Here is a 409-nt window from a genome sequence, read left to right as displayed (position 1 = left end):
GCGTTGATGCTTATCTGAAATTTCGCTGATGGCAGCGATCCAGTGGCCGTAGCGCCAGCCGGCGGTTGCCCGCGCATGACCATATTCGAGCGCCTACAGCGCCGCGCGTCTTTTCGAGAGGCGCAAAGGACGTTGTAGCACTTTCATTGCGGCATAATTTCACCCTTAAAGCGGAGTCGAGTTAAGGGTGAAATTATGCAGCAGGCCGAACGAAAAACAATCACATGCTCAGATTTTGCGCAAGCATCGAGATCCACGATCCGCCATGCCGCACCGCATCACTTTAAATGCCCAGATTTTCACCAGTTTCCCGCAGCGCAAAATCTTTTCCTCGAATTGCGCATGCTTCTTGCATTGCCATTTGCGTTGTATTCAAATGAACAAAAAAGGGGAGCCGAGCCGTTGGCAT

General features: G+C 51.6%; 1 protein-coding gene. It reads left to right on the top strand.

Translation table 11 applies throughout. The features are described from left to right. Positions 1-195: 195 nt before the first annotated feature. The coding region (locus tag D7W81_RS43190) for a hypothetical protein (protein ID WP_208721709.1) at positions 196-409 on the top strand (214 nt) is incomplete at its 3' end.

The organism is Corallococcus aberystwythensis (genome assembly GCF_003612165.1).
Classification (GTDB): domain Bacteria; phylum Myxococcota; class Myxococcia; order Myxococcales; family Myxococcaceae; genus Corallococcus; species Corallococcus aberystwythensis.
Note: the sequence above shows the minus strand (reverse complement) of the source record. Positions and strands in the feature narration are given on the sequence as shown.